Source organism: Paenibacillus sp. Leaf72 (assembly GCF_001422685.1).
GTDB lineage: Bacteria > Bacillota > Bacilli > Paenibacillales > Paenibacillaceae > Pristimantibacillus.
In genome coordinates this window covers 1,385,569-1,410,073 of the sequence record NZ_LMLV01000001.1, presented here as the reverse complement: position 1 = coordinate 1,410,073, position 24,505 = coordinate 1,385,569, and the positions used below count along the sequence as shown (strand labels likewise).

The following is a 24,505-nucleotide window of genomic DNA, read 5'->3' as shown; positions in this document are numbered from 1 at the left end:
CAGAGAAAGCCAGCATACCGAATGAGGAATGCTGGCTTTTTGTCTGCTAAATAATTGGAGGGAAATAATGATTAATGTTTTTGAATTGACATTTTTTCCTATTCCTATCGATCCGAGGGTTATTGCGGCAATGTGAAATAGGAATGATTATTTACTAATAATTTCTTCATTATAAATTCTAATTATTGACAATTTAATTTTTATAGTTACAATAAGTTAATGAACACTACTAATACCAAATTAAAGAAAGGTTGATCATTTTTGAGAAAAAGAATAAGTTTGGCTCTATCTTTGATCCTGTTTTTCACCCTCTTTCTTAATAGCTTTAGCTTTGCAGCAACTCCAATAGACTCATCTGTTAAAGAGAATATTCAATATCAAAAGGATTTATATACCGCTATAAAAGAAATTGAAGAAAATAACTTAAATAGGAATCCTGACGGCACCTTCGAAATTATTGGAGAACCCTCAGTAGAACAAGAAATTCTCGATCATCTTGTAGTCAGTGTCCATAATATTAATGATCTAATAGAGTCCGGTAATCTTGTTACGGACGAAAGTTTTCGTGTATACTCAACAGGAGATATTCAAAAGGGTAACTTAGAGACTAACAAAACCGTTTATGTAGAATATGATATCTTTTTTGAAGATGTCATTAATAGGGATCAAGGCATATCCGTTGAGATGGGAGAAACAAACTACTCCCTCTCTTTTAATGGAAATACTGTACATGCAGATAGTTATAATCCTCCTGTTGGTTTGTATTTTTATTGGTGGGGATGGGAACTTTCTCTATCTGAGTATGCAACGCAGGTTTTAATTAATGGTTTGAATACCGGAGCAGCTTCTGCTGCTGTTGCCTCAGCGTTACAAGCGGCCGGTATTATTACTGCTGGTACTGCAGCAGTAACAGGAATTATTGCTGCAGTAGTATGGTTTGGAGGAGCTGCTATTGGTTTAGCAGACAGTTTGGGTGGAAACAAAGGTATCTATTTTAGAGGTTTATATGCTCCTCCTGTTTACTATGTTTGGGCACGTTCATAAGATAGTATAAGTTTGGAGGTAATAAAATGAGCAGTTGGCTTTTATACATTAATTTATTTATCGCGATTGTTCTTGTGGGATTAGGTATCTTTAAATTAATCACAGATATATCACAAAAGAAGATATCTATTATCCTGATAGTAGCAGGAATCATCGGTATTCTAAGCTCTATTATCCAACTTTCAATTCGAACTTAAACTTTTTTTGAAATTAATATATATTTTTGGATTAGTAGTGTTCCTGAAAGCATCATATTTTTCAGGTATCCAAATTAACATTACGGAAATGACACACTAAAGCTGGTTTTTTCGAAAATGGGAAGGGGTGCAGCCAGTAATCTTCTTGAACTGCTGCACAAAATAATCCGGATCTGGATAGCCGACGCCAGCAGCGATGTCGGCTATTTTGCTGCTTGTTGTGGCGAGCAGCAGCTGCGCCTTATCCACGCGAATTTGATGGACGTAATCGTTGAAATAAATACCGGTTGCCTTGCGGAACAATTGCCCGAGATAGAAGGGATGGAGATACGTTTTGCCGGCAATTTCCTTCATCGTCACCTGCTCCTGATAATGCAAGGCTACATACTCTTTGACAAAAGCGATAGGATCATCCGAAGACATCCCCATCCCCATCTCAATTCCTATCTCCGGTTCCGCAGTGCCGCCTGCGCTGGAGGCTGTGCTGGGCAAAGCCTTGAGCAGCCGTTTTTTCACCCGCAGCAGAGCGCCAATCAGCTGCTCCTCCTCCACTGGCTTCAAAATATAATCAACAGCGCCACAGATAAGCGCCGTCTTCACATACTCAAATTCGTCATAGCCGGATATGACAATAAAGCAGGTATCCATGCGCCCTGTTACTTCCTTCATAAGCTCAAGCCCTGTAATGCCGGGCAGGCGAATGTCGGTAATGACTAGCGCGGGCTGCTCGCGTTCGATTAATTCGAGCGCCTGCCGTCCATTTTCCGCATCCCCGCATACATTAAAGCCGTACTTTTCCCAAAAAATAATTCTTTTTAGCCCTTCACGCATCCGCGGCTCATCTTCAACGATCAACGTTTTCAACATCGACGATTCTCCTTTCACCTATAAATTCATCCTTAGCGAAGGCAGCGGGCATTTGCAGTTCAATCGTTGTGCCTTCCCCATAACGGGAATCGAGGCTAAAGCTGAACTCGCTCCCAAAATGCCACTTGAGCCGGTCATATACATTTTTCAGCCCCACATGCTTGCCCTGCTGATGCTGCACGCCGGATTGCTCCAGTCGGGCAAGCCAGTGTCTGAGCTTCTCCTCTTCCATGCCAATGCCATTGTCCGACACGCGAATGACTACGCGAGTGCTGTGAAGCTTAGCCGATACGGTAATGCTGCCGGGCTGCTCGGAATATTCAATGCCATGAATGCAGGCATTTTCAACGAGCGGAAGGATGCTCATTTTCGGCAGGGGCAGCTCCAGCACCTCCTCATCAATATCGAGCTGATAGGAGAGACGGTGGCCGAAGCGGAAATGCTGAATGTCCAAATAGTCGGTGACGAATGCCATCTCCTCTTGAAGCGGAATCATATCCTCGCCCCAGCTCAGCGATCGGCGAAAGCCGCGGCCGAGCAGCTTAATGACCGATGCCGTTTCCTCTTCACCTTTAATGACGCAATTCATTCGAATGGCATCAAGCGTATTAAACAAATAATGCGGATTAATTTGGCTTAGCAGAGCATTAAACTGCGCCTGCCTCCGGTCCAGCTCCGCCACGTACACATCTTGGATGAGGCCGTTGATCTGCTGCGTCATTCGGTTAAATTCCTCGGTCAGCTGCCCGATTTCATCGGATGCCGGTTTGGCCTTCAGCATTTCAAAGCGCTGGTTTTTCACCCGTTTAATGCCGCCGAGCAGCATGCCCAGCCTAAGATTGAGCGACCGGGCAATGAGCAAAATAATAATGCTCGGAAATAGCAGATTTGCGCACGTCAAATAAATAATAAATTTGCGCGAATCAAGCAGGCTTTGATTGACAACCTCATTAGGGTAGATGCCTACCATCTCCCAGCCTTTCAGATAATCGACGCCTTCAAACGCGCTGGCGATAATGGTTTTGCCCCGTTGAGCTTCTTCATGGATGAAAGCTGGCGGCTCTGCCTCCGACGAATAAATGACATCGCCCTGAGGATTCAGTAAATAAATTTCACCGGGAAACGAATGATCGAACAATGTGTTTTCCAAATAATGCGGCAAAATATCTACTCTGAGAATTTTATGGTAGCTGGAATAGGCTTTGTAAAAATCAAGCTCGCGAATCACGCTCAAATAAGGAGCGCCGCATTCGGCCGACCCTGCTCCCGCGCCTGTCTCCTCGCTGGCTGCTAACGAAGCAGCTGTTGCCCCAGTTTGCCTGCAAGTCGCGGTCGGCGTGTTCGTATAAAGCAGCCATTTTCGGCTTCGCGCCTGATCGGTAGTCGCTTGATACCAGCCCTCCTGCTTCGTCTGCAAGTCGATGAATTGCAGGAGGCCCGAGTGAATCAGACTGTCGTTGTCGGTAAACAAATACGCATTATAAAACTGCTTATTCAGTGGCACGAAGCGGTTAATCGAGTTGTTCAGCACCTCGCCATAGGCTGCAATAACTTCGCTTTCGCTCGCATAAGTGCGATCCAATGCGCTATAGAGGACGCCATCATTATAGATGACCGAGGAGAAGCTGATGACGCCCTCCAGCATTTTGCGAAAGTTATCCTTGTTTCTTTCAAGCGATTGCCGAAGGTCCTGGACCTTCTCCGTTCTGACATTGCCTGCGGTGATCGTATAGAAAAACGTATTCGTCAGCATGACCGGAATAAAAACAGCGGCAAAATATAAAATCATCAGCTTGTTTCGCAGCCGCAAGTCGTTCCAGCGGAAGGGACGGAGGTTTTGCATCATTTTCATCGCGTGCTGCTCCTTTGGCTAAAAACTAACAAAACCATTCTGTTAGTATAATAGTGTCATTTGAAAGCTAATTAAGCGTTTTCATTAGTAAAATTAACACTTATTTGTTGAAATAGCTACCCTAAATTAAGAGAATTTGGTAATTTACCAGCCCATAGCTGAAGCAATAGCTGTCAATCTCATTAGATTTGCGGGGTATGATGTTAAGGTTTTTCGGGTACCTGGGCAGCTTCCTGTTTGATACAGTTAATTTATATTAAAGGGAGGGTGGCAACGATCTTGAGTAAAAAAATAGCGCTTACATGGATCATGGGGGCATCTTTGGCCTTGTCGATGATAGTAGGAGGATGCAGCACGGAGAGTACGAATACGGCTGCTGGCACCAGCAAAAATAACAGCGGCGAGGAACTGACCACATTCAGCTATTTCATCTTTGATCCCGGCGACAATGTTCCCGAGCATACAAAAATTGGCGACATGATTGAACAGAAAACAGGAGTAAAGATCAAATATGAGCGGCTCGTCGGCGAGAAGGAGCAGAAGGTAGGGGTAATGATCGCCGGAGGCGATTACCCTGACCTCATCAATACGGATCAGACGGTTAAATTCGAGGATGCGAATGCGCTTATCCCGCTGGAGGATTTAATTGAGCAGCATGCCCCGAACATTAAGCGCATCTATGGGCCCTATTGGGAACGGCTGAAAACAGCAGATGGACATATTTATGCGCTGCCGCAGGTTGCGCCTACGGGGACGCCGATTAAGGGCATTAGCGCAGCCTTCTGGATACAGAAGGAAGTGCTCAAGGACGCAGGCTATCCGAAAATTACGACGTTTGACCAATACGTCGATGTTTTGCGCGCCTATTATAAAAAATACCCGCAAATCGATGGCGCGGATACGATTCCTTTTGAAATTTTGACCTATGACAACCGCAATTTCACGTTGACGACTGCGATGCAATTTTTGGCCGGCGGCCCTAACGATTCTCGGGCTATTGTTGACCCGGTGGCGAACAAGCTGGCCTTCTATCAGACGGACGAAAACATTACGAAGCGGTATTACGCCAAGCTGCATGAAATGTACCGGGAAGGCATGATCGATAAGGAAGCCTTTGTGATGAACTATGAGCAGTATTTGGCTAAGCTGTCCAGCGGCCGGGTGCTGGGGATGTTTGACCAGAAGTGGCAGTTCCAGACGGCGCTTGACTCCCTGAAGCAGCAGGGCAAGGCGAACCGGATGTTTGTGCCGCTCCAGCTTACCTTCGATGATACCATTCAGCCGGATTATTTGGATGTGCCTTCGATGAATTACAATATGGGCTTCTCGATTACGATAAATGCGAAGGATCCTGTAGCGGCGATCAAATATGCCGATTACATGGCAAGCGAAGAAGGACAATTGCTGCGCAACTGGGGCGTGGCGGGCGAAGACTATACGGTCAGCGACACCGGGCGGTTTTATCGCAATCAGGAGCAGCGGGACTTTTTTGCCGATCCGAAAAACGGCTTGAAAACAACCGGCAACATCCTCTGGTACTGGCCAGGCTCTTCGGGCACGATGGCTGACGGCAACAGCTACCAGCAGTATCAGCAGCCGGAAGAGATTGCCGCCGGATATGATGAAATGGATAAGGAACTGCTGAAGGCTTACGGCGCAACGACTTACGAGGAGCTGTTCGACGGCCCGAATCTGAACCGCAAATATTTCCCGCTCTGGAGCATCGAGCTGACGGAGACAAACAAAGTATTCAACCAGAAGCTTAACGATATTAATAAAAAATATCCACCGCAAATGGTCGTTGCCAAAAACGCCGATGACTTCGAAAAATATTGGAATGAATATGTCGCTGCCGTAGAGAAGCTGGACGTTCAAGGCTGGCTCGATGAGCTGACGACGAAGGTGAAGGACCGCCAAGAGAATTGGTAAGGAGCTCGCGGCGAGGAGGGAGAGAGAGCGTGCGATGTCTGTAACGGTTGAGCGAGTGAAAGAGCATGCCGGAATCAAAAAAAGTCGGGGCAAGTGGAGCAAGCTGCGCAGCCAGAAGGCGCTAATGGTCATGTCGATTCCTTTTGTGGTGTACGTCATTATTTTTGCATACTTGCCGCTGTATGGGTGGATGATGGCTTTTCAAAATTATAAGCTTGGCTCGGCGATGCTGGATAACGAATGGGTGGGGCTGGCCAACTTTCGCGAATTGTTTCAAGATGAGAACTTTATCCGCGTCATACGCAATACGCTCGCGATGAGCTTGATTAATCTTGTGTTCGGCTTCGTCAGCTCGATCGGTCTGGCGCTATTGCTCAATGAGGTGCGCAAAATCATGTTCAAGCGTATCGTCCAGACGGTCAGCTACCTGCCGCATTTTTTATCGTGGGTTGTGGCCGCGAACTTGATTATGAACGTGCTTTCCATAGATGGGGCTGTCAACAAACTGCTAGTGAGCCTGCATATTATTAAGGAGCCGATCATGTGGCTTTCCGAGCAGCATTATTTTTGGTGGATTATTGGCGCCTCAAATGTGTGGAAGGAGATCGGCTGGAGTGCCATTATTTATTTGGCAGCGATGACGACGATTGATCCTTCGCTCTATGAGGCGGCAAGCATCGATGGAGCGGGACGGTTTCGAAAAATAAGGCATATTACGCTGCCCGGCATTCGCAGCATCATCGTTATTCTGCTTATTATGAATATTGGGCATATTTTGGATGCGGGCTTTGAACAGCAATATTTGCTGCAAACACCAATGGTGGTGGATTATTCCGAGACGATCGATATATTTGTACTAAAATACGGCATTAATTTGTCGCGGTTCTCGTTTGCAACCGCCGCCGGCATTTTCAAGACGGTTATCAGCGTCGTGCTGCTGCTGGCCGCGAATCGCATGGCGAAGCGGATGGGGCAGGAGAGGCTGTTTTAATCGGAGAAAAAATGAGCTTTTTGCCGCCCGGTCCTGGAGGGCAAAAGCCTGTTTTACACTCATGCTAGGCGATAGGGAACAGGAGGAGACGATGACAACGACGACACTCAGCAGGTCAAAGAGGTCGGCAGCTGACTTGCTTTTTGACCTATGCAATACCGTATTTCTGCTAGCACTGCTCGTGCTTACGCTTTATCCGGTTTTGAACACGCTCGCCGTTTCCTTTAATCAGGCGCAGGATACGGTTCGGGACAGCACCTTTCTGTGGCCGCGAGAGTTCACGACACTTAATTACAGCACGCTGTTTCAGGATGGGCTCATTTATCATGCTTTCTTTATTTCCGTTGCCCGGACGCTGCTCGGTACAGTAAGCAGCGTGTTCTGCACAGCAATGCTGGCCTATACATTAAGCCGCAAGGATTATGTGCTGCGGGGGCCGATTTCCTTCATCTTCATCTTTACGATGTACTTCAGCGGCGGCCTGATTCCAACCTATATGCTCATTAAAAACCTCCATCTGTACGGGACGTTTTGGGTGTATGTCATCCCGGGACTTATTGGCGCGTTCAACCTTATAGTCATGCGATCCTTTATGGAAGGCTTGCCCGAGAGCCTGGTAGAATCTGCGCAAATAGATGGGGCGACGCATTTCTCGATCTTTATGCGGATCATATTGCCGCTCAGCCTGCCCGTCATTGCTACGATTGCGCTGTTCGTCGCGGTGGGGCAATGGAATAGCTGGTTCGATACTTTTTTATATAATTCCTCGAATATTAACTTAAGCACGCTGCAATATGAGCTGATGAAAAAGCTGCAATCCGCCAATATGAGCGTTGGAGGCACAGCAGAGTCGGCCTTCGCCAGCAGCAAAAATATTCAGGCGAACATCGTAACGCCAGCGTCGATCCGGGCTGCTATTACAGTTGTAGCTACCGTGCCGATTATTATCGTATACCCGTTTTTGCAAAAATACTTCGTTACGGGGCTGACGCTCGGCGGCGTCAAGGAATAAAGGAAAGCTTGTCCACTTGTTGCAGCGGGAGCTGAAGCTGGTCAGGAATTGGAAAGAGCGGGCCTACGTTATTCGTAGGCCCGCTCTTTTTTTATCCATTATTTTAGGACTGCTGTGTGACATCGGAAATGTCAGCTAAATCCTCATCGCTCTGGCGGCCAGAAGGGGAGTAAATCAGTTCCAGAGCTACGGCGTCATTGCGCTGAAGCGGGAAGCTCAGCAGCGTGGATGGGATAACTCTGCCATTCAGGCGCAGCAGATAGCTGATATTGCCACCGATCGGAATGCCGCTGATCGAAGTAATTTGTCCGTTGAAGCCAAACCGGACAACTCCGGTTTCCCACAGCGCCTGATAAATCGTCATGCCGATACGGTGGATAACTCGGTACGCCTGAGTAACGTTTGGAAACACCCGTCCTCCGTTAATAACGACCGTTACCCTCCCTTGTGGTCCCGGAGGGAACGGAATAGGAATCGGCAGCGGAATCGGGAATGGGAACGGTGGGAACGGCCCCGGAGGGAACGGCCCTGGTCCCGGAGGGAACGGCCCTGGTCCCGGAGGGAATGGCCCTGGTCCCGGAGGGAATGGCCCTGGTCCCGGAGGGAATGGCCCTGGTCCCGGAGGGAATGGCCCTGGTCCCGGAGGGAATGGCCCTGGTCCCGGAGGGAATGGCCCTGGCCCCGGAGGGAACGGCCCTGGTCCCGGAGGGAATGGCCCTGGTCCCGGAGGGAATGGCCCTGGCCCCGGTCCAGGCGGGAATAGTCCCGGGCCGCCGCCAGGCATTCCGGGCATCAGCATGCGCGGGCCGCCACAGCCGCAGTCTTGCCCTGCGCGGGAAGACGGAGATGGCGGGACATAAATCTGCACTTGCTCATTGGTGAAACCGTAAGTATCGTTCATGCGATAGGTCAGACTCCTTTGCACGTCGAGTTAGGCATTTAACTATCCTACTTCATGTTATGCGGCGAATGCCTATCCTTGTGCATAGTTTTACTGGAAAGCTGGAAAACAACCAAGCGTAAACGGCTGTCACCGTCCTCTGGCGGCAAAGCTGCCGTTTCGCGGGTGAAATATAAGCCCATTATAAGGGGGGAATTATAATCGGCTTATATAAAAAAAGCGGAGCCTCCAAGTGGAGACTCCGCTTTAAACGGCAAGCTGTATTATTTAACAGCTGCTTCGTAACGTTTGCCAACTTCAGCCCAGTTTACAACGTTCCAGAACGCTGCAATGTAGTCAGGGCGTTTGTTTTGGTAGTTCAGGTAGTAAGCATGCTCCCAAACGTCCAGACCAAGAAGCGGTGTTTCGCCTTCCATGATCGGGCTGTCTTGGTTCGGCAGGCTTGCAACTTTAAGCTTGCCGTCTTTCACGGAAAGCCATGCCCAGCCGCTTCCGAAGCGGGTAGCAGCAGCTTTTGCAAAGTCAGCTTTGAATGTATCGAAGCCGCCCAGCTCGCTATCAATCGCAGCTGCCAGTGCGCCAGTTGGAGCGCCGCCAGCGTCAGGACCGATTGTTTCCCAGAACAGGCTGTGGTTAGCATGTCCACCGCCATTGTTGCGAACCGCTGTACGGATCGCTTCAGGTACGCTAGCCAGATCAGCAATCAAATCCTCAATGGATTTGCCTTGCAGCTCAGGAGCGGACTCCAAAGCAGCGTTCAGGTTTGTTACATAAGCGTTGTGGTGACGGTCGTGATGGATTTCCATCGTCAGAGCGTCGATGTGGGGCTCAAGAGCGTTATTAGCATACGGAAGTGCTGGTAATTGATGTGCCATAATATAAACAGCCTCCTAAAATTAGAATATGTAAATTACTCTTCTTATTATCCCCTATCCAATCACATAAATCAACATTGATGTTTCAAAAGTCGAATTTTAATAGATAAGGTAGACTTAAGTAGCATGTCATATTGTTAAAGTAATTATGCATAAGCGGGAGAAAAACCAATCAAATGCACGAAAATCGGCTAAAACTTTATGTAAGCGCTTAATTTAAAGCGTTTTCAGTCATAATTCGCTAAATTCTTAGATTTTTTTAAACAAATTTTAAAATTTTGTGAAGGAAAACGATAGAAGATGTAGTATAATGATTAAATTGCAGCACAATGACATGGTATAGAGGTGTGTATCGATAATGAATGTTCGTTCCTTCCAATTATCAGATTACAGGTTGCTAACGGCTCTTCTTGCGGATGTATTAACTGAAGAATGTTACGAGCAAACAATGGAAGCTTTTGCGCGTCAATTGTCATGGGATAGCGAGCTTGTTCTCGTCGCTCTCTATGAGTCGGAAGTTGTAGGTGTCATTATCGGTACGATTGATAATAACACGGGCTACTATTATCGTGTTGCGGTTCATGCGGACCATCAGCGTCAAGGAATTGGCAAAGCGCTTATCGAGTCTTTGCGCCTAAGATTCCAACAACGCCAAGTAAAGAAAATTTTAATTACAGCTGATGAGCATAATGAAGCCGTTTTGCCGCTTTATGAATCGCTGGGCTATGTGTCCAAAGATTTTTTCCGCTCTTTCCAACAGCTAAGTATTATAGCAGGTTAGGACAAGCCTCTGGCTGTCCAATAACCGTTTGCAGGGCATATCTGCATCGCCATTGCTTTTGGCGATGGGATATGCTTTTCTATTTTATAAAGAGGGCTATTTAAGCGCTGCGCTTAGCGCCTGCAAGAAGGAGAACAACATGGATCCCTATCAGCATTGCGTCATCAGGAGCTCCAAGCACGATGGCAGCATCCACCGCATTTGGCAGCATAATTGGCTTATTCCGGCACCTCTGCTCATTCCGCAGCATGCCGCACTTGGCTTTAAGGTGACGATCAACTTTGAGACACCCATTGTGGAGGCCAGCGGCAAGGTTTGGATGAGCCAGGTGCCTGCGGTTTCTTTTTTTCTGCCCGGACAGTGGTATAATGTGGTTGCGCTGCTTGAGGAAGGCGGTATTCGCTATTACTGCAATCTCGCTTCACCATTTGCTTGGGATAGTGAGCTGCTCACCTATATCGACTACGATTTGGATGTCATCCGACTGCCAGACGGCAGCCGAGAGGTTGTAGATGAGGATGAGTTCGAGCTTCATAAAGCGAAGTACGACTACCCGCGAGATGTGCAGGAGCATGTGCTGCAAGGGCTGGATGAGCTGCTTTTGCGGATGGACGAGCAAGCTGTTCCTTTTGATGACGAAGTGATTATCGCTTATTATGAAACATGGCGCACAAGCTTATAGGGCGGAGGCGGTTAAGGAATGGATAGATTTTCATTTGACGGCGGCAGCAGCGGCGAAGCTGAAGGACAGGAGCAGCTTGGAGCGCTTAAGCGCCCGGGCTGGTCGAAGGAGCTTTGGGAATGGGTAAAAACCGTTGGCATATCGTTCATTCTCGTTACAGTGCTGCATCTGTTTGTGTTTAATCTTTCGACCGTAGAGGGACATTCCATGGAGCCTACCTTGCAGGAGAAGGAATGGCTGTTTGTAAATAAATTCGTTTATTTGATCGGTACGCCCAAAATCGGCGATGTCGTTATTTTGGAGGACCCCTCTGCGTTTGGCAAAGAGCAGGAGCTGCTGGTAAAACGCGTCGTGGGCTTGCCAGGGGACCAAATTGAAATTTCGGACAAGCATTTGTATCGCAATGGCGAGCTTGTGGACGAACCGTATATTGATACGGACATTGAGGATTTGGACATGATGCCGCTCACCGTTGAGGCAGGCAGTTATTATGTGATGGGCGACAACCGTCATGCGCGGGCGAGCAAGGACAGCCGGATGTTTGGAACGGTTCCGCTTTCAGCGATTGAGGGCAAGGCGCAGTTTATCGTATGGCCATACAAACAAATAAAGTCGTTATAGATTTAATTAAAGCGTTTATAGACCCAGCCATAGTGATTGGAGAACGGCGAATCAAACATCAGGCTTAAGCTTATGGGAGGTGAAGGGATGGAGGAACGAGCGTATTACGCTGCATTGAAAAAAGAAATGAAAGCCGCCGCGCGCAGCCTCGGCATCGACAAAATTGGCGTCGCTTCTGCTGATCCGTTCACCACCTTGAAGCAGCGGCTTATTTCGCACCGTGAGCTTGGCTACGAGTCTGGTTTCGAAGAGCCGGACCTTGACAAGCGTACCAATCCGGCGCTGTTGTTTGACCAGCCGCAATCGATTATCGCCATCGCGATCGCTTATCCCTCCAAGCTCCATCAACCACCTAAATCGGAGCCGGGAGCGAGAAGGGGCATTTTGTCCCGCTCGGCTTGGGGCGAGGATTATCATAAGGTGCTGAGGAACAGGCTTGGGCGGCTTGAAGCTTGGCTCGTAGAGCGCGTACCGGGCTTTCGGGCTGAAAGCATGGTCGATACTGGAGCTTTATCCGATCGGGCCGTTGCCGAGCGCGCTGGACTAGGCTGGAGCGCCAAAAACTGTGCAATATTGTCCGAGGATCTTGGCTCGTGGATCTACCTTGGCGAAATGATTACGAATTTGCCGCTGGAGCCAGATGAGGAAGTGACCGATGGCTGCGGCGAATGCACCAAATGCATTGATGCTTGCCCGACGGATGCGCTCGTGGGCCCAGGCCAGCTTAATTCGAGCCGCTGCATTTCGTTTATTACTCAGACGAAAGGTTTTGTAGAAGACGGCTACATGCGAAAAATCGGCAACCGCCTGTACGGCTGCGACACATGCCAGACAGTATGTCCGGTAAACCGGGGCAAAAACTGGACGCATCAGCCAGAGCTTCAGCCGGATCATGAGCTGGTTAAGCCGCTGCTTACCCCACTGCTGACGATTGGCAATAAAGAATTTCAACGTCTATATGCGAGCAGCTCTTCTGCTTGGAGGGGCAAAAAGCCCATTCAGCGCAATGCCGTTATTGCGCTGGGCAATTTTAAAGATCCCAGTGCAGTTCCGGACCTCATTCAAGTGCTGCGCCAGGATGTCCGCCCGGTTATGCGGGGAACGGCAGCATGGTCGCTGGGCCGCATTGGCGGCGCAGAGGCAGAGGAAGCGATCCGGCAGGCATTGCTGCAGGAGGCGGATGATGACGCGCGGCGCTATATGGAGCAGGCGCTGCATTCGCTAGCAGAAGGAGCCGATACGGTCCCTCGTTGATCCAGCCGCCGCCTGCGTTTGGCGGCTGCTGGAATAGGGTACGCCGTTTGCGCTTCCAACGTTTGCGAATGTCAAGTTTACATGCTATTATAGGGGTCATTATAGACAAGTTTAAGTCGGGAAAGGGTCAGGTGAGTTGCTTTTTATGTGGAGTTACATTATTCCGATTGTGACATTAATCGTGGGGGCAGTCGGTGGGTTTTTCATCGGCGTATTCTACTTGCGCAAACAGCTAGAGAAAATGCAAAGCGATCCAGAAATGATTCAAAAGATGGCGAAGCAAATGGGCTATAATCTGAATAAGCAGCAGATGACGCGTGCCCAGAACATGATGAAAAACCAGAACCAGAATATGAACAAAAATCAGAAGATGCCGCGCAGATAACGGCATCAGCTGTTGATTAGCGAAAAAGAGGGTGGTCCGCATGGCGGGAAAGAAAGATTACGTCAACTCTAAAGTCATTCAGAACCGGGAGCAGATTGAATTTCATGTGAAGGAAATTTTGAAGCTTGTTGGCGAGAATGTGGAAAGGGAAGGGCTGCTGGAGACGCCTGCACGCGTCACCCGCATGTATGAAGAGATTTTCGCAGGTTATGAGGTTGATCCGAGCGAGGTGCTAGGCGTTACGTTCGATGAACAGCATGAAGAGCTGGTTATTGTAAAAGATATTATCTATTACAGCCAGTGCGAGCATCATATGGCGCCATTTTTCGGCAAAGCACATATTGGTTACATTCCAAGCGGCAAGATTGCTGGCCTCAGCAAGCTGGCTCGCCTAGTAGAAGCCGTTACAAGACGCTTGCAAGTACAGGAGCGGATAACGAGCCAAATCGCGGATATTTTAGACAAGGAATTGCAGCCGCATGGCGTTATGGTCGTCGTGGAAGGCGAGCATTTGTGCATGTGCTCCCGCGGGGTGAAGAAGCCTGGCAGCATGACGGTGACGTCGGCGGTGCGCGGAGAGTTCCGTTCCAATCCGGCTCTGCGCTCCGAATTTTTAGCTTTGCTCAAGTCCTAATTTTTTTCGTAGTAGCGATTGGATAACCAAAGACCGCTCCACAGGCCAGTGTGCATCATGCGCCAGCTTGTGGAGCGGTTTTTTTTGATCGAAAAATGTTGGGCTTGCAAAAAAGGGGGAACCATTATAAGATTAAGTCACTAACTTGCAATACAAGTTAGTTCTTTTTTTAATCCGCTACCTTGCTTTGCAATATAGTGGGATGGCTGCGAAATGGAGGTTTGATCGTGTCTAGTCAATTGGTTAGAGGGGTACTGGAAGGATGTCTGCTGGCAGTTATAGCTGAGGAGGAGACATATGGGTATGAAATTATGGAGAAGCTCGCCGTAAATGGCTTCGTGTTCGCTAAGGAAGGCAGCATATATCCACTCTTGCTTCGATTGGAGAAAGAGCAGATTATAACGAGTACGCAGCGGCCCTCTGCATCTGGGCCAAACCGCAAATATTATCGTCTGACCCCGGAAGGGGAGCAGCAGCTTGAGCTGTTTCGCGGCAAATGGAAAGAGCTAAGTGTCGCAGTAAACCAAATTTTAGGAAATGAAGGTGTGTAGGATGCTGAATCCACGAAATGAAACGTTATTAAACGAAATGAAGTTTTACGTTCGCAGCAGCTCTGTTTCTGACAAGAAAGCCAGTGAAATACTTATGGAGCTGGAGGACCATTTATTAACGGCCCAACAAGATGGGAAATCGTTCGAGCAGGTTTTTGGGCAAAATCCTAAGTCCTATTGTGATGAAATCATTCGGGAATTGCCTAAGCCAACAAAGCGGGAGCAGCTTGAAACGTATGCCCTCTTGCTTCCTTTATTGCTTTTATGGCGTTTTATAATGGGCTTCACTGGGGAATTGATTATTCCGTTATATGAAACCATCGCTTATATCATTTTATCCTCTGCATTGGCTTGTGGGCTGTTGATCGCGTTAAGAAAGGGAGCTTTCATGCCGAAGCGCCAATCCGTTTGGATTACTTGTGCAATAAGTCTGGTTACTCTGGGAGCGTATTTTGGATTCGTTGTGTTTGCTCATCGTCTTCTGCCCGCTCAGCCGCAGCTCGTGTTTCATGGGGGTTATGCTTATGGGATAGCCTCGGTCAGCTTGATCATTATTTTGATCTCCTTGTTTGGGCCGCTATTGAAAAAGAAAAAATAGAACGTGCTTGCAATAATCCTCAAGTTCTCATATAGATCTGGAAGGACACACTCCATAAGACTTGAATGTTTTCGCTGGCTAGGCGAAAGGCATTCGGGTCTTTTTTGTTTTTTTAGGCATCCCAAGCGGTGGGCTGGAACTGCTCCTAGATGATGGAACAATTTGTACTATTATCCCTAAAAAAGGAATGGCTTAAGTAGGGGTTGTACGAAAAAAACGTCAAAAAAGTCATTAAAGTGACAGTAAAGAAGTCATTTAAAGGACTAGTGCCACCTGAATTTGATCCTATAAAATGGTATTAGACCCTCGTATTAGTTTATACAGTGGGGAGGGCGACGGAATAGAAGCGGGAGGAGGAGAGAACAGAGACAATGCCAATACGAAGCAAGTGGCAGTGAAAAAGATGAGAGGAGTTGTTGGTTTTGAGTAAAAACCGCAAAATGCGGATCAAATGGGTGCTCGTTCAGGCGCTTGCAATCGCACTGCTGCTAGGAAGCGTGCCATTGCAGCCAATCTCGAGCGTCCAGGCGGCAGGTAATTATAATTATGCAGAGGCATTGCAGAAAGCGATTTATTTTTATGAGACTCAGCGTTCAGGACCGCTTCCGGACACGAACCGTGTCGAATGGCGTGGCGATTCCGGTTTGCTCGACGGAGCCGATCATGGCGTCGATTTGACAGGCGGCTGGTATGATGCTGGGGATCATGTGAAATTTGGGCTTCCGATGGCTTTTTCAGCTACTATGCTGGCATGGTCGGTTTATGAATATAAGGAAGGCTATGAGCAGGCTGGCCAGTTGAACGAGATTTTGGACAATTTGAAGTGGGCTACCGATTATTTTGTGAGAGCGCATACAGCGCCTAATGAGCTTTGGGGGCAGGTTGGAGCCGGCAATGCCGATCATGCTTGGTGGGGACCAGCAGAAGTGATGCAAATGGCGCGTCCTTCTTTTAAAATCACGGAAACCTGCCGTGGCTCGGACTTGGCAGGAGAGACGGCGGCGGCACTCGCTTCCTCCTCTATCGTGTTTAAGCAATCAGATCCGGCTTATTCTGCGCTTCTGCTCCAGCACGCGAAGGAGCTTTACAGTTTTGCAGACACATACCGGGGCAAATACTCAGATTGTATTACCGATGTTGCTTCTTTCTACAATTCGTGGAGCGGATATAAAGATGAGCTGACTTGGGCAGCAACTTGGCTGTATCTGGCAACAGAGGATAACGCTTATTTGAATAAAGCCATTCAATCCGCTTATGACTGGGATACAGACAGCTCAAGCAACACTTGGGCTTACAAATGGACAATCGGCTGGGATGACAAGCGTTATGGCGCGCAATTGCTGCTCGCCCGGATTACGTCTGAGCTTGGCAGACCAGAGGCGAGTGACTTTATCGCATCGACTGAGCGCAATTTGAACTATTGGACCGTTGGAACAAACGGATCGCGAATTACGTATTCGCCGGGCGGCCTGGCATGGCTGGATTCATGGGGCTCCCTGCGCTATGCGGCGAATGCTTCTTTCCTGGCATTTGTATATTCGGATTTTGTAGCGGACCCAGTCAAAAAAGCGCGCTATAACGATTTTGCCGTTAGCCAGATTAAATATATGCTTGGCGATAATCCGCGTAACAGCAGCTACGTGGTCGGTTATGGCGTAAATGCACCGGAGCACCCGCATCATCGTACTTCACACAGCTCGTGGACGGACAGCCTAAGCAACCCGACCTCGCACCGTCATACGCTTTATGGCGCATTGGTTGGCGGACCGAATGCATCGGATCAATACACCGATTCCATAACCGACTACGTCAGCAATGAGGTAGCGACGGACTACAACGCAGGCTTTACGGCTTCCCTTGCAAAAATGAACCTGCTATACGGCGCAGGCCAGCAGCCGCTTGCAAACTTCCCTCCGGCCGAAACGAAGGCCGATGAAATGTTTGTAGAAGCGCAAGTGAATCAGTCCAGCTCGAATTTTACTGAAATCAAAGCTTTCCTGAATAATCAATCGGCATGGCCCGCCCGTATGGGAGACAAATTGTCCTTCCGCTACTTCATTGATTTAAGTGAGGTATATGCGGCTGGCTACACCGCAGCTAATGTAAGTGTCACTGCCAACTATAATCAAGGCGCAGCCGTTAGCCTGAAGCCATTTGACGAGGCAAATCACATTTATTATGTGCTGGCGGACTTTACAGGCACGAAAATCTACCCTGGCGGCCAACCGCATTTCCGCAAGGAAATCCAGTTCCGTATTTCCGGTCCTCAAGGGGCATGGAATCCGGCCAATGACTATTCTTACGCAGGGCTTACATCCAGTCAAACGGTGAAGACGGCGAAAATCCCGGTATACGATGCAGGAACGCTCGTATTTGGGCAAACACCTGATGGAGGAGGCGTAACACCAACTCCTACACCATCTGCGACACCAACACCGACACCGACACCGACGCCAACGCCGACACCAACACCAACACCGACACCGTCGTCGACGCCAACACCAACGACGACGCCAAGTCCGACGCCACAGCCGACGCAGACTCCGGCTGATGGCCTGAAGGTACAGTACCGAGCAGCTGATACGAATGCCACGAACAATGCGATGATGCCGCAGTTTGAAATTTTCAACAACGGTTCAAGCGCTGTAGCTATGAATACGCTTAAGCTTCGCTATTACTTCACAGCTGATGGCACGCAGTCTCATCAGTTCTGGAGCGATTATGCACAGATCGGCAGCAGCAATGTGCAGGCCGCATTCGTGACGATGAGCACGCCGACTACGACGGCAGATACGTATTTGGAGCTCACCTTTACGACAGCTGCAGGCTCGATCAGCGCAGGCGGCAGCAGCGGTCAAATTCAAGGCCGCATTTCAAAAACAGACTGGTCGAATTTAAACGAAGCGAATGACTATTCCTTCGATGCAACAAAAACATCATTCGTCGATTGGAGCAAGGTGACGCTTTACCAGAACGGAACGCTTGTATGGGGAATCGAACCTTAGTAATAGAAGTTAGCTGCTATTCCAAATTAGGGAGGTAAGAAGATATGAAACCGATATTTACGTTGAAAGCTTCGAAAAAAGTAACGGGACTCGTCCTATCAACAACGCTGCTCGTCACGCTGTCCACCGGACTTTGGGGCTCTACGCCCAAAGTATCCGCGGCTGCTGCTGCGGCAGTCAGCATTGAGCAGTCGCGCTTCCTGCAAATGTACGACCAGATCAAAAATCCGGCGAACGGTTATTTTTCACCGGAAGGCATTCCTTATCACTCCATTGAGACGCTGATTAGTGAAGCGCCGGATTACGGTCATATGAGTACTTCCGAGGCTTACAGCTACTGGCTATGGCTGGAGACGCTGTATGGCCACTATACGCAGGACTGGAGCCATTTGGAAGCAGCCTGGGACAATATGGAGAAGTATATCATTCCAGTCAATGAAGGAGACGGCAAGGAAGAGCAGCCGACGATGAGCTTTTACAATCCGAACAGCCCAGCGACGTATGCAGATGAAAAGCCGTTCCCGGATCAATATCCGGTGCAGCTTTCCGGCAAATATGCCGCGGGCAAAGATCCGCTGGATGCCGAGCTGAAAGCGACGTACGGCAACAACCAAACGTATTTGATGCATTGGTTGATCGACGTTGACAATTGGTACAATTATGGGAATCTTCTAAACCCAACGCATACATCTACTTACGTTAATACGTTCCAGCGCGGCGAGCAGGAGTCGGTGTGGGAGGCAATCCCGCATCCATCTCAGGACAATCAGACCTTCGGCAAAACAGGCGAAGGCTTCATGTCCCTCTTCACGAAGGAAAATCAGGCGCCTGCTAAGCAGTGGCGCTACACGAATGCGACGGATGCGGACGGCCGCGCCGTACAAGTGATGTATTGGGCGAAGGAGCTTGGCTACAACAATACCGCTTACTTGAATAAAGCGAAAAAGATGGGCGATTATCTCCGTTACGGCATGTATGATAAATACTTCCAAAAAATTGGAAGCGCTAGCGGCGGAACGCCAACTCCGGGAACGGGCAAGGATGCCAGCTCGTATTTGATGGCATGGTATACGTCGTGGGGCGGCGGCTTGGAGCAAGGCGCTGGAAACTGGGCTTGGCGTATCGGCGCAAGCCATGCGCACCAGGCTTACCAAAACCCGGTTGCCGCATATGCGCTTTCAACTCAGGATGGCGGACTTATCCCTTCGTCTGCGACGGCACAGACGGACTGGAACGCATCGCTTAAACGCCAGCTGGAATTTTATACGTGGCTGCAATCGTCTGAAGGCGCAATGGGCGGTGGTGCAACGAACAGCTGGAATGGCCAATATTCCGCTTACCCGGCAGGCGTGAGCAAATTCTACGGCATGGCTTATGATGAAGCTCCGGTTTATCATGATCCGGATTCGAACACTTGGTTTGGCTTCCAAGTATGGCCGCTTGAGCGCGTAGCTGAGCTGTATTATATTTTGGCTGAAAATGGCGACCTTAGCTCGGAAAACTTCCAAATGGCGAAAACCGTTATCCAGAAGTGGGTGGACTGGACATTGGATTATGTATTCGTTGATGAGCGTCCGGTTACTGACGCTGACGGCTACTATTTGAATGCGCAAGGCCAGCGTATACTGGGCGGAACCAATGTGAACGTAGCGACTGTAGCTGCGCCAGGCGAGTTCTGGATTCCGGGAGGCCAAGAGTGGAATGGCCAGCCGGATACATGGAATGGCTTTAGCTCCTACACAGGCAATCCGACCTACCATGCGACTACGATTAATCCGAGCCAGGACGTTGGCGCGCTCGGCACTTACGTTAAAGCACTCGCGTTCTTCGCAGCGGGTACGCAGGCAGAGACGGGAAGCCTGACGCCGCTGGCAGCCGAAGCGAAGGAAATGGCTGGGAAGCTCCTTGATACGGCTTGGACTTTCAATGATGGCGTTGGTATCGTCACAGAAGAGCAGCGTGCAGATTACAACCGCTACTTCACGAAGGAAATTTACTTCCCGAGCGGATGGACGGGGACGTTTGGCCAAGGCAACGCGCTTCCGGGCAGCGGTGCAGTAGCCTCCGATCCGGCAAAAGGCGGCAATGGCGTCTATATCGGCTACGCTGATTTGCGTCCACTGATTCAGCAGGATCCGCAATGGTCGTACTTGTCCAATCTATACAACACGTCGTGGAACAATACGACGCAAACATGGGATAACGGCGTACCGACGTTCAAGTACCACCGTTTCTGGTCGCAGGTAGATATTGCAACGGCTTATGCCGAGTATGACCGTTTGCTGGGTACGCCAGCAGCTCCAACCGTTCCTGGCGCTCCGGCGACACTGACAGGAACAGCTGGCAATGCACAGGCGAGCCTGAGCTGGAGCACGACGCCTGGCGCAACGAGCTACAATGTGAAGCGCGCTGCAACAACGGGCGGGCCATACACGACAGTAGCGACTGCGGTTAGCGGCACAAGCTACAGCGATACAAGTGTTACGAATGGCACAACCTATTATTATGTGGTTACTGCCGTAAATGCAGTAGGCGAATCCGTGAACTCGGCACAGGTGGCGGTTACGCCTACTGCACCGGGCGCCGTCGTACCTGGTGCATTCACCGTGACAGGTACTGCAGGCAATGCATCAGCGGCACTGTCTTGGACAGCAGCTTCTGGAGCAGACTTCTATAATGTCGAGCGTTCCTCGGGAGGCAGCGCATTTGCATCTGTAGCTACTGGCCTGACAACGACGGCATACACGGATGCGAGTGCCGTGAATGGCACCAATTATACGTACCGAATTGTTGCTGAAAATGCTGCTGGAACGACGCTGTCCAACACGGTAGCCGTGACGCCTGTCGCACCTCCAGTCGGCGGCAATCTCAAGGTCCAGTATAGAGCGGCTGATACGAATGCTACGAACAATGCGATGATGGCGCACTTTAATATTTTGAACGATGGCACGACTGCAGTAGACTTGAGCACGCTGAAAATCCGCTACTACTTCACGGCGGACGGCACGCAGCAGCATAGCTTCTGGAGCGACTATGCGCAAGTGGGCAGCAGCAATGTGCATGCCTCCTTCGTGACTATGAATTCGCCGACTGCAACAGCTGATACGTATATGGAAATCAGCTTCACAGCTGCAGCAGGCTCCATTGCAGCGGGTGGCACAAGCGGCCAAATCCAGACGCGTGTCTCCAAAAATGATTGGTCGAATTTGAATGAGGCCAATGACTATTCCTTCGATGCGACTAAAACTTCGCTCGTCGATTGGAATAAAGTAACGCTTTACCAAAACGGCACGCTTGTATGGGGCATTGAGCCTTAGAAAATGCAGCAGCGGCCAAGTAAATAATTTGCCGGAAGGGAAGAGGAGTCGTGCTGGGTGAATATGCCTTGCGCGGCCCTCTTTTCTTTATGGAAAAACCCTCTCAGGCAATTGAGAAAATATTGTGTTAATATCCATAATTTGATAAGATTAAATTGGAAAACTTTTGGAAGGAAGCGATGCATTCAAGCGATAGTCGGCTTGTGCGAAGCAGGCCGCTGCAATAAACATTTCAAAGCGCAAAGGAGGGTGTTTATCATGTATCGCCTTCTCGTGGTAGATGATGAAGCTTATGCTTTGAAAAGTATCATGGAGACGGTAAATTGGAGATCGCTCGGAATAAGCGAAGTGTATGGAGCGATGGATGTAGAAGAGGCGCGAATCATCTTTTGCGACCAGCGGATTGATGTTGTTATCTGCGATATCGAAATGCCGGGTGAAAATGGATTGGAGCTGCTCGAATGGCTGAACCAGGAGCAATTTTCGGCCAGCGTCATTTTTGTTACGGGGCATGATCGCTTCGAATATGTCCAGGCGGCGCTGCGTGCAGGCTGCTTCGATTATATGCTCAAGCCTGTCAGACATGAGCTGCTGCTGGAAACGGTAGCACGCTCGCTGCGCAAGCTGGAGCAGGATCGGGAGCATAATTTGCTGAAACGGCGAATGGGCAAGTTTGAGAAGGTGCTGCGCCATCACAAGCAGGAGCTGGTCGAGCGCTTCTGGAACGATGTGCTTTATCCTGCGGGGAAAACGCCGAATAATGAAGCGCTGCTTAGCCAATTGTCCTTAATGGAGCCGGATGCAGCAGATAGCGGCGAGTTTATGCTGGTGCTCGTCAGCATCTCCGGCTGGAAAGCGCGTTTTGGCATAAAGGATGAAGAAATATTGGAGTACGCGGTCATGAACCGTGCAGAGGAAACCGTGCTGGAAAATTGGCCAGGCGCTGTTCTCAAGAGCCGCAATGGCGAGCTGTTCATCGTCGTCTACCATGCACAGGAGCAGGGGAGAAGCATTGCCGAGTTGCGCAGGCGATGCATGGGGCTGGTCGAAGATTGCGGGGTTTATTTTTACAGCCGGGTAAAATGCTATATCAGCTTGCCAGGTGCACTATGTACTCTCGGTAGCCGCAGCGCCTCCTTGCTTAAACTGGAGCGGGAGTGCGCGGGTGACATGAAGGACGTATGGGTTGAGGGCGAGCAAGCGCACCAGATGCCGGAGCAGCTGTTTGGCCGCAAGGATTGGCCTGCGGAAATTGCCTTGCTGCTGCAGAAGGGCCGCCATGCGGAGCTGTATCAGGCTGTCGATGAATGGTTCGCTTCCTACGACAAGGAAAATCCACTTTCAAAAGAAGATTTGAAAGCGCTCTATTATCATTTGCTGTCGTCTCTCTATCAATCCTTCAATCAAAGCGGCATCTCAATTGGGTACGTTATTGACGCGATCAACGTCAAACGGGAAGGAAGTGCGCCGTGCACGAAGTCGCTTGCCCATTTGCGCCTGTGGACGAGGCAGGTCATTGAGATGGCCATTGAGCATGCGGCGAATCAGAAGGAGAGCGAGCCGACTATAGTAGAGCAAATCGAGCAATACGTAAAGTCGCGAATGTCCGAGGAAGTCAGCCGGGAGGAAATTGCCTCGCTGCTGCATTTTAACCCTGCGTATTTATCCCGATTGTTCAAAAAGGAGACAGGCTCGTCGCTAACGGATTATATCGTAAGCCAGCGTATGGAATACGCGAAGAAGCTGCTCAGCCAATCGGATCTGAAGGTGAGCGATGTGGCGGAAATTACGGGCTACAGCAATTTTTCTTATTTTTCACGGCTGTTCAAAAAGCAGGAAGGCTATTCGCCGATTGAGTTTCGCAAGCGCTACAAAGGTGAGGCGGGAATTTGAGCTGCGGTAACGGTTCATCGTAGAAATTATATGCAAAGCAAATGCCCCGCTGCTGGAAAAGCTCCAGTGTGCGGGGCATTTGCTTTGCGGCAGGCCGCTTGGTTTAGGCGCTGGCTGCTGCCGGATCAGCTTGATCAGCGAGCACCTGCTGGTTGACTTGGCTGAGGAAAAGCGCAGCGCGCTGAATGTATTCGCTCGGATGCTCGCGGAACAGCATTTCATGCTGTCCTTGCTGCACGATCCACGAGCGGGACAATGGATTCGTCTGTTTGTCTGCGATATGCTCAGCCGTCGTGTATGGCGACTTCACATCCTGCGTGCCATGTATAATATAAATCGGAATATCGTAGCTCGTATTCATCATTTGCTCGGCCGGCACGGAATCGATGCCTACTCCTGTCCATAGCGGAAGCAGCGCTCCGATCAATGCTTCAGACGGAAAACGCGGCAGGCTCACAACCTGACTGACATTGTTGAACAGCGAGTCAGCGCTTGGCACGAACAGGCTGTCAAGAATCATGCCATTAATATCTTTGGATTGCAGTGCAGCTTGCATGGCGGTTCCTGCCCCCATCGAGAAGCCCCAGACGATCACTTCCTTGGAGCCTTGCTCCTTCACATATTGAACGGCGGCGAGCAATTGCTGGGATTCTTCCAAACCGCCAGTTGCTGCCGTTTTGTCAGTAGCAGAGGCGTAGCCGTAATCAAAAAGCATAACATTATAATGAAGGCCATTAAGCAGCTTCGTTAAATCATACATCGGTACCCAAGTTTCTTCACGGTTAGCGCCGTAGCCATGGCTGAACACGATCGTGCGTGCAGCTGGCTCGCTGTTCGAATCATCGCTGTAGGCAGGTACGTACCAGCCGCTGACGTTGGTTTTGCCGCTGATGCTTGGAATGAGCACGTCCTCGTAATCAAGCCCGATTGCAGCCTTCGGATTGGAAGTGAGCGGAGCGACGTAGGGATAGGCGAGCATCCAAGCCACATAGGCGTGGAAGATAACGACGACGATCATGCATAAAGCAAGCAGTGAGGCAATAAGGGCAACCAATGCGTGCAACCTCCTGGTTTTTGCGCTCGGGCGTGGCAGTTGGAGCTTATCCAGAGAAGGGA

Annotated in this window: 21 protein-coding genes; 16 read left to right on the top strand and 5 right to left on the bottom strand. The window is 49.5% G+C overall.

The annotated features are described in order from the left end of the window. The first annotated feature begins 261 nt into the window (after positions 1-261). A complete protein-coding gene (locus ASF12_RS06085) occupies positions 262-1,044 on the top strand; it encodes a hypothetical protein (protein WP_056030916.1) in 783 nt (260 codons plus the stop codon). Between the two features lie 26 nt (positions 1,045-1,070). Beyond that, positions 1,071-1,241 carry a hypothetical protein gene (locus tag ASF12_RS34265; protein WP_155972815.1) on the top strand — a complete coding sequence of 57 codons (171 nt, stop codon included), beginning with the start codon at positions 1,071-1,073 and terminating at the stop codon, positions 1,239-1,241. Positions 1,242-1,337: 96 nt separating this feature from the next. Here the strand turns inward: ASF12_RS34265 and ASF12_RS06080 are convergent, their stop codons facing one another. Together ASF12_RS06080 and ASF12_RS06075 are read right to left on the bottom strand one after the other, a co-directional pair. Further along, entirely contained in the window at positions 1,338-2,108 is a 771-nt protein-coding gene (locus ASF12_RS06080; protein ID WP_056030912.1) for a response regulator transcription factor, read from the bottom strand. Then, complete coding sequence (locus ASF12_RS06075) at positions 2,086-3,960, bottom strand: sensor histidine kinase (RefSeq protein WP_056030909.1); 1,875 nt, start codon at positions 3,958-3,960, stop codon at positions 2,086-2,088. Before ASF12_RS06075 ends, ASF12_RS06080 begins: the two co-directional genes overlap by 23 nt. A 279-nt stretch (positions 3,961-4,239) precedes the next feature. On the opposite strand from ASF12_RS06075, the gene ASF12_RS06070 reads away from it, so the two are divergent. The 3 genes from ASF12_RS06070 to ASF12_RS06060 all read left to right on the top strand — a co-directional run bounded on the left by ASF12_RS06070 (position 4,240) and on the right by ASF12_RS06060 (position 7,892). Continuing rightward, complete coding sequence (locus ASF12_RS06070; RefSeq protein WP_056030906.1) at positions 4,240-5,889, top strand: hypothetical protein; 1,650 nt, start codon at positions 4,240-4,242, stop codon at positions 5,887-5,889. Between the two features lie 34 nt (positions 5,890-5,923). Further along, positions 5,924-6,880, top strand: coding sequence for an ABC transporter permease (locus ASF12_RS06065; protein ID WP_056030903.1), 957 nt, complete (start codon positions 5,924-5,926; stop codon positions 6,878-6,880). Positions 6,881-6,971: 91 nt separating this feature from the next. Next, positions 6,972-7,892, top strand: coding sequence for a carbohydrate ABC transporter permease (locus ASF12_RS06060; RefSeq protein WP_056030900.1), 921 nt, complete (start codon positions 6,972-6,974; stop codon positions 7,890-7,892). 103 nt (positions 7,893-7,995) lie between these two features. Here the strand turns inward: ASF12_RS06060 and ASF12_RS35170 are convergent, their stop codons facing one another. Next, positions 7,996-8,793, bottom strand: a complete 798-nt coding sequence (locus ASF12_RS35170) for a hypothetical protein (protein ID WP_200931586.1) — start codon at positions 8,791-8,793, stop codon at positions 7,996-7,998. A gap of 263 nt (positions 8,794-9,056) precedes the next feature. After that, complete coding sequence (locus ASF12_RS06045) at positions 9,057-9,668, bottom strand: superoxide dismutase (protein WP_056030892.1); 612 nt, start codon at positions 9,666-9,668, stop codon at positions 9,057-9,059. 358 nt (positions 9,669-10,026) lie between these two features. On the opposite strand from ASF12_RS06045, the gene ASF12_RS06040 reads away from it, so the two are divergent. The 11 genes from ASF12_RS06040 (at position 10,027) to ASF12_RS05990 (ending at position 23,389) form a co-directional block, all read left to right on the top strand. Then, a complete protein-coding gene (locus ASF12_RS06040) occupies positions 10,027-10,449 on the top strand; it encodes a GNAT family N-acetyltransferase (RefSeq protein ID WP_046232160.1) in 423 nt (140 codons plus the stop codon). A gap of 139 nt (positions 10,450-10,588) precedes the next feature. Next, positions 10,589-11,131, top strand: a complete 543-nt coding sequence (locus tag ASF12_RS06035; RefSeq protein ID WP_056032884.1) for a DUF402 domain-containing protein — start codon at positions 10,589-10,591, stop codon at positions 11,129-11,131. An 18-nt stretch (positions 11,132-11,149) separates the two neighbouring features. Then, positions 11,150-11,752, top strand: coding sequence for a signal peptidase I (gene lepB / locus ASF12_RS06030; protein ID WP_056030889.1), 603 nt, complete (start codon positions 11,150-11,152; stop codon positions 11,750-11,752). 87 nt (positions 11,753-11,839) lie between these two features. Next, complete coding sequence (gene queG / locus ASF12_RS06025; protein WP_056030887.1) at positions 11,840-13,006, top strand: tRNA epoxyqueuosine(34) reductase QueG; 1,167 nt, start codon at positions 11,840-11,842, stop codon at positions 13,004-13,006. A 145-nt stretch (positions 13,007-13,151) separates the two neighbouring features. Further along, positions 13,152-13,391 carry a YneF family protein gene (locus ASF12_RS06020; RefSeq protein WP_046232156.1) on the top strand — a complete coding sequence of 80 codons (240 nt, stop codon included), beginning with the start codon at positions 13,152-13,154 and terminating at the stop codon, positions 13,389-13,391. 40 nt (positions 13,392-13,431) lie between these two features. Beyond that, on the top strand, positions 13,432-14,025 hold the full coding sequence (gene folE / locus ASF12_RS06015) for a GTP cyclohydrolase I FolE (protein ID WP_056030885.1): 594 nt from the start codon (positions 13,432-13,434) through the stop codon (positions 14,023-14,025). Positions 14,026-14,249: 224 nt separating this feature from the next. After that, a complete protein-coding gene (locus ASF12_RS06010; RefSeq protein ID WP_056032881.1) occupies positions 14,250-14,576 on the top strand; it encodes a PadR family transcriptional regulator in 327 nt (108 codons plus the stop codon). 1 nt (position 14,577) lies between these two features. Beyond that, positions 14,578-15,174 (top strand): DUF1129 family protein, encoded by a 597-nt coding sequence (locus tag ASF12_RS06005; protein WP_056030884.1) that lies wholly within the window; start codon positions 14,578-14,580, stop codon positions 15,172-15,174. Positions 15,175-15,614: 440 nt separating this feature from the next. Continuing rightward, complete coding sequence (locus ASF12_RS06000; protein WP_056032878.1) at positions 15,615-18,179, top strand: glycoside hydrolase family 9 protein; 2,565 nt, start codon at positions 15,615-15,617, stop codon at positions 18,177-18,179. 44 nt (positions 18,180-18,223) lie between these two features. Then, positions 18,224-21,496 carry a glycoside hydrolase family 48 protein gene (locus ASF12_RS05995; RefSeq protein WP_056030882.1) on the top strand — a complete coding sequence of 1,091 codons (3,273 nt, stop codon included), beginning with the start codon at positions 18,224-18,226 and terminating at the stop codon, positions 21,494-21,496. 258 nt (positions 21,497-21,754) lie between these two features. Beyond that, the gene (locus ASF12_RS05990; RefSeq protein WP_056030878.1) at positions 21,755-23,389 is read left to right on the top strand and encodes a response regulator; all 1,635 of its coding nucleotides are present in this window, start codon (positions 21,755-21,757) and stop codon (positions 23,387-23,389) included. A 103-nt stretch (positions 23,390-23,492) separates the two neighbouring features. Here ASF12_RS05990 and ASF12_RS05985 read toward each other — a convergent pair whose 3' ends face one another. Next, positions 23,493-24,443, bottom strand: coding sequence for an alpha/beta hydrolase (locus ASF12_RS05985; protein ID WP_235533052.1), 951 nt, complete (start codon positions 24,441-24,443; stop codon positions 23,493-23,495). Between the last annotated feature and the right edge of the window lie 62 nt (positions 24,444-24,505).

What these genes read in the sequence shown, in the direction of transcription:
- ASF12_RS34265 (WP_155972815.1), top strand. Translation starts at nt 1,071, where the DNA reads ATGAGCAGTTGGCTTTTATACATTAATTTATTTATCGCGATTGTTCTT.
- ASF12_RS06080 (WP_056030912.1), bottom strand. Translation starts at nt 2,108, where the DNA reads ATGTTGAAAACGTTGATCGTTGAAGATGAGCCGCGGATGCGTGAAGGG.
- ASF12_RS06075 (WP_056030909.1), bottom strand. Translation starts at nt 3,960, where the DNA reads ATGAAAATGATGCAAAACCTCCGTCCCTTCCGCTGGAACGACTTGCGG.
- ASF12_RS06065 (WP_056030903.1), top strand. Translation starts at nt 5,924, where the DNA reads ATGTCTGTAACGGTTGAGCGAGTGAAAGAGCATGCCGGAATCAAAAAA.
- ASF12_RS06060 (WP_056030900.1), top strand. Translation starts at nt 6,972, where the DNA reads ATGACAACGACGACACTCAGCAGGTCAAAGAGGTCGGCAGCTGACTTG.
- ASF12_RS35170 (WP_200931586.1), bottom strand. Translation starts at nt 8,793, where the DNA reads ATGAACGATACTTACGGTTTCACCAATGAGCAAGTGCAGATTTATGTC.
- ASF12_RS06045 (WP_056030892.1), bottom strand. Translation starts at nt 9,668, where the DNA reads ATGGCACATCAATTACCAGCACTTCCGTATGCTAATAACGCTCTTGAG.
- ASF12_RS06040 (WP_046232160.1), top strand. Translation starts at nt 10,027, where the DNA reads ATGAATGTTCGTTCCTTCCAATTATCAGATTACAGGTTGCTAACGGCT.
- ASF12_RS06035 (WP_056032884.1), top strand. Translation starts at nt 10,589, where the DNA reads ATGGATCCCTATCAGCATTGCGTCATCAGGAGCTCCAAGCACGATGGC.
- lepB (WP_056030889.1), top strand. Translation starts at nt 11,150, where the DNA reads ATGGATAGATTTTCATTTGACGGCGGCAGCAGCGGCGAAGCTGAAGGA.
- queG (WP_056030887.1), top strand. Translation starts at nt 11,840, where the DNA reads ATGGAGGAACGAGCGTATTACGCTGCATTGAAAAAAGAAATGAAAGCC.
- ASF12_RS06020 (WP_046232156.1), top strand. Translation starts at nt 13,152, where the DNA reads ATGTGGAGTTACATTATTCCGATTGTGACATTAATCGTGGGGGCAGTC.
- folE (WP_056030885.1), top strand. Translation starts at nt 13,432, where the DNA reads ATGGCGGGAAAGAAAGATTACGTCAACTCTAAAGTCATTCAGAACCGG.
- ASF12_RS06005 (WP_056030884.1), top strand. Translation starts at nt 14,578, where the DNA reads ATGCTGAATCCACGAAATGAAACGTTATTAAACGAAATGAAGTTTTAC.
- ASF12_RS06000 (WP_056032878.1), top strand. Translation starts at nt 15,615, where the DNA reads ATGCGGATCAAATGGGTGCTCGTTCAGGCGCTTGCAATCGCACTGCTG.
- ASF12_RS05995 (WP_056030882.1), top strand. Translation starts at nt 18,224, where the DNA reads ATGAAACCGATATTTACGTTGAAAGCTTCGAAAAAAGTAACGGGACTC.
- ASF12_RS05990 (WP_056030878.1), top strand. Translation starts at nt 21,755, where the DNA reads ATGTATCGCCTTCTCGTGGTAGATGATGAAGCTTATGCTTTGAAAAGT.